Raw genomic sequence first — 3,563 nt, 5'->3', positions numbered from 1 at the left:
TGGGGCTCGGCGTCGGTGAAGGTGCGCCCCAGGTCGCGGGAGACCTGTACACCGGTCGCGGAGGCGATCCAGATCTGCGTGTCGCCGTCCTTGACGACCAGGTCCATGGCGGCCACGTCCTTCGAGGTGGCGGGTTGTTTTTGCCATTGCAGGCCGCCGTCGCTGCTGACATACAGGGCCCCGTCGGGTGTGATGCCCGCTGCCTGGTTGCCGGATATGGCGGTGATCATCAACAAGGGGGCCCCGGGGACCCGGTTCCATGAGTTGCCGTGGTCGTTCGAGCGCATCAGGCCGGACTCCGTGGTCGCCAAGGCGACGTGGCCGTCGGTGGCGGCGGCGAGGTGGTAGGCCGGCACCTGGTCCCCGGCCAGCTCCCAGGAGCTGCCGCCCTTGTTGGTGAGCAGTTGGCCGTCGAAGCCGATGATTCCCTCGTGGGTGGCGGCAAGGGCGTGGAAGTCCGATTGCCCGGTTCGCGATGACGGGGTCCAGTTCCTGCCCCCGTCGGTGGATTCGATCAGCCCCACCGGGTTGGGCAGGTCCACCCCGGGGCCGGGGTGTCCGGAGGCGTACAGGGTCCCGTCGGCTGCGACGGTGAAGCCCATGAGGTCGATCTCGGGGCCGATCCTGGTGGCCGGTTTCGTGGAGACGTCATACAGGCCCTCGTGGGTGGCCAGCAGGACCCTCCCCGAGCCGGCATCCACGTCCATGCCGTGGATGTGGCTGGCCGGGTAGTCGGCGGAGTCGGCCACCGGAACCGAATCGTCCAGCGGGGCCGGGGGAGAGCAGGCCGAGAGCAACAGCGCGCCCGCGGCCAGGACGGCAGCGAACCCGGTCCTGCGCAGGGTCATGACGGGCTTGGGCAAAAGGGGGTACATGGGGGTCCTTTGGAATTTCCTGGGCGCGCAGCCAGTGACCGTGTGGGGCCGGGATTCCGGCCCCACACGGTTGGCTGCGCGGGAGATTGGTGGCCTAGAGGCCGGCGAGCAGGTCCTGCATCTTCTTGATCTCCGCCTGCTGGGTCTTTTTGATCTGCTGGGCCAGGGCGACGGCCTGGGGGTTCTTTCCGTCGGCGATCTCGTCCTCGGCCATCCCGACGGCGCCCTTGTGGTGCTCGATCATTCCCTCCAGGAACATCCGAGAGGCATCGGTGCCCTGGGCAGACTCCAGCTCCTTGAGCTGGCTGTCGGTCATCATGCCCTCCATGCCGTGGCCTCCCATGTCCGATGCGGTGGGTTCGCCCCACGCCTTCAGCCATCCGGTCATGGTCTGGATCTCGGGTCCCTGGGCTTCCTTGATGGTCGTGGCCAGGTCGGTGATCTTGTTGTCGATGCCGTCCTTGGCGAGCATGATCCCGCTCATCTGCACGGCCTGCTTGTGGTGGGGGATCATCATCTGCGCGAACATCGTGTCCGCGTCGTTGTGCTCGGCCGAAACCGGGCTCCCGGCAGTTGACGAGGCCGACTGGGAGGAAGCCGTGGCGGAGCCGGAGGCGGCGGGGTTCTCGTTGCCGGCGCAACCGGCCAGGGTGATTGCTGCGGCCAGGCCGATGGCGGGCAGGAAAAGCTTGCGGTTCATGGTGGTTCGTCCTTCGTTGCTAAGAAAGTGTCTGCAGGTCTGCCAGCCACCAGGCGGTGGCCGACAGATGATGAACCAGGTGCCCGGTGGGCACGGCTGGTCCGCACACGGTTCTAGGTGCGGCTGATGCAGAGCTGGGTCAACGAAGGAGTGGGAACGAGTCGGAATCCCCGCGGGACGCGCGGTGGGCCGCGACGCAGCAGCGTACGCAGCAGCTCGTTGCGCGGTGGAACCAGGAAGGCGAACATCGCCAGGACGATCAGCGAGAGCATGCAGATGCCAGCTGCCATGTCCCCGGCATCGCAGGTGCCGACGCAACCGGCCATCGGCGATCCGTCGCCAATGGCCCCGGTGTGCGCATGAATGTTGGGCAGGTCCGAAGCCGTGGCCAGTGAGGCCACGCTGGCGGAGGACAGGGCCGGTTGGGAATCCGTGTGTTCCCCGTGTCCGCCCATCCACAGGTGCATGCCGATGATGCCCGTCAGGACGGCGCCGAGGCACAGCAGGAGCAGGAAAGAATGCCGGCGGGGTCCGGTCCTCCCTGAATCCATCACATGGGCCATTCTACCGCCCCGGGGAGGGACCGGCCCGTTCATGGCCACGGGCCGGAGACCCGGTTCGTGTCACGGCCCCGTGAGCCATGCCGGTACGCAGTCCTACCCCGCGGGGGTATGGAAGACCGGGGCGCGGCGTTCCTTCGGAACAGCTGCGCATCCCGTCGACACCTCCCCGCAGGCAGGTCTAGCGTGGGGCAAACCAGGCGTGCTCCGCACGGCCTGAACCGGACGAAACCGACGCGCAAGGGAGCAAACCAATGAGCCACATCACCAGCATGCTCGACACGTACCCCAAGGACCTGGGCGGTATCGACCGCGAAAAACTCGCGGACTGCATCGCCGCGTGTTTCGAGTGTGCCCAGACCTGCACCTCCTGCGCGGACGCCTGCCTGGCCGAGGACATGGTCGCCGACCTCACCAAGTGCATCAGGACGAACCTGGATTGCGCGGACGTCTGCGCCACGACCGGAAATGTCCTCTCCCGGCACACCGGCTACGACGCCAACGTCACCAGGTCGGTCCTCGAGGCCTGTGCCGCGACCTGCAAGGCCTGCGCCGATGAATGCGGACAGCACGCCGAAATGCACGGGCACTGCAAGGTCTGCGCCGATGCCTGCCGCCGCTGCGAGCAGGCATGCAACGAACTCCTCGCCGGCCTGGGACGCGGAGCCTCCGAATAAACGGGCCGCCCCGTGAAGGCCGCCACAAGGCAGGAAGGCGCGGCCGTCGCGTTGCCGGGGGCCCGTTCCTAGAGGTCCGTTAGGCCCACCCCTTGCTTGTCCAGGCAGGGCGAGCGCTTTCCCGTGCGGGCACCGAAATCGGCGACGAGCGCCCCAAACCCATCACCAGGGAACTGCTCGCCGGGGTCGACCTGGTGATCACCCTTGGCCGGGAAGCGGAATTGGAACCGATTCCGGGAGCCCTGATGCGGAGCTGGGACATCGATGAACCTTCCACGAGGGGGATCGATGGAATGGAAAGGATGAGGCTGGTGCGCGACGACATCCGGGCCAGGACCACGTGCTTGCTGGGGGAGCTCATCGCGGCCGCGCGGTAGGCGGATGCGCTAACTCCCCATCGGCCTTCCACCCCTCGGGCCCCGCACCGGCACCGGAATGAGATCCGAAAGCCATTGCATCATTGTTGCATTTAATGCAACAATCGAACGATGGCCAACCAACGCGAAATGGGGGAGTCCCCGCTGCATGTGTTGGGCAACGTCCGTCCGTTGGACGAGCCTGCGTTCATCTTCAACGCGATGCTCCAAGGCTGGGACGACCAGCAACAAAGCCGCGGGTTGTCAAGGCAAACCATCGACGTCAGGACCAGTTTCATCCGCCGCTTCTCCGCATACTGCGAGAAGCTACCATGGGAGTGGACCCCTGTGGACCTCGAGGACTTCAGCATCCACGCACTCTCCAGGGCGAGGCC

General features: G+C 66.5%; 5 protein-coding genes and 1 pseudogene. 3 read left to right on the top strand and 3 right to left on the bottom strand.

Annotated features, from left to right (window positions below; all coding sequences use genetic code 11):
- From ABD088_RS15570 to ABD088_RS15560, 3 genes are all read right to left on the bottom strand, one after another.
- A partial coding sequence (locus tag ABD088_RS15570) for a F510_1955 family glycosylhydrolase (protein ID WP_343902886.1) occupies positions 1-875 on the bottom strand: 875 nt, incomplete at its 3' end.
- Between the two features lie 94 nt (positions 876-969).
- Positions 970-1,575: a DUF305 domain-containing protein gene (locus tag ABD088_RS15565; protein WP_343902885.1), complete on the bottom strand. Its 606-nt coding sequence runs from the start codon at positions 1,573-1,575 to the stop codon at positions 970-972.
- Between the two features lie 113 nt (positions 1,576-1,688).
- Positions 1,689-2,126: a hypothetical protein gene (locus ABD088_RS15560; protein WP_343902884.1), complete on the bottom strand. Its 438-nt coding sequence runs from the start codon at positions 2,124-2,126 to the stop codon at positions 1,689-1,691.
- A gap of 263 nt (positions 2,127-2,389) precedes the next feature.
- Between ABD088_RS15560 and ABD088_RS15555 the strand changes: the two genes are divergently transcribed.
- The 3 genes and pseudogenes from ABD088_RS15555 to ABD088_RS15545 form a co-directional block, all read left to right on the top strand.
- On the top strand, positions 2,390-2,812 hold the full coding sequence (locus ABD088_RS15555) for a four-helix bundle copper-binding protein (RefSeq protein ID WP_343902883.1): 423 nt from the start codon (positions 2,390-2,392) through the stop codon (positions 2,810-2,812).
- A gap of 92 nt (positions 2,813-2,904) precedes the next feature.
- Positions 2,905-3,189 carry a hypothetical protein gene (locus tag ABD088_RS15550; protein WP_343902882.1) on the top strand — a complete coding sequence of 95 codons (285 nt, stop codon included), beginning with the start codon at positions 2,905-2,907 and terminating at the stop codon, positions 3,187-3,189.
- A gap of 111 nt (positions 3,190-3,300) precedes the next feature.
- Positions 3,301-3,563, top strand: a pseudogene (locus ABD088_RS15545) (hypothetical protein); the annotation flags it as partial.

The organism is Arthrobacter rhombi, assembly GCF_039526245.1.
Classification (GTDB): domain Bacteria; phylum Actinomycetota; class Actinomycetes; order Actinomycetales; family Micrococcaceae; genus Arthrobacter_H; species Arthrobacter_H rhombi.
Note: the sequence above shows the minus strand (reverse complement) of the source record. Positions and strands in the feature narration are given on the sequence as shown.

Bases quoted from the DNA above. Each gene is read 5' to 3' on its own strand.
- ABD088_RS15565 (WP_343902885.1), bottom strand. From the start codon at position 1,575: ATGAACCGCAAGCTTTTCCTGCCCGCCATCGGCCTGGCCGCAGCAATC.
- ABD088_RS15560 (WP_343902884.1), bottom strand. From the start codon at position 2,126: ATGGATTCAGGGAGGACCGGACCCCGCCGGCATTCTTTCCTGCTCCTG.
- ABD088_RS15555 (WP_343902883.1), top strand. From the start codon at position 2,390: ATGAGCCACATCACCAGCATGCTCGACACGTACCCCAAGGACCTGGGC.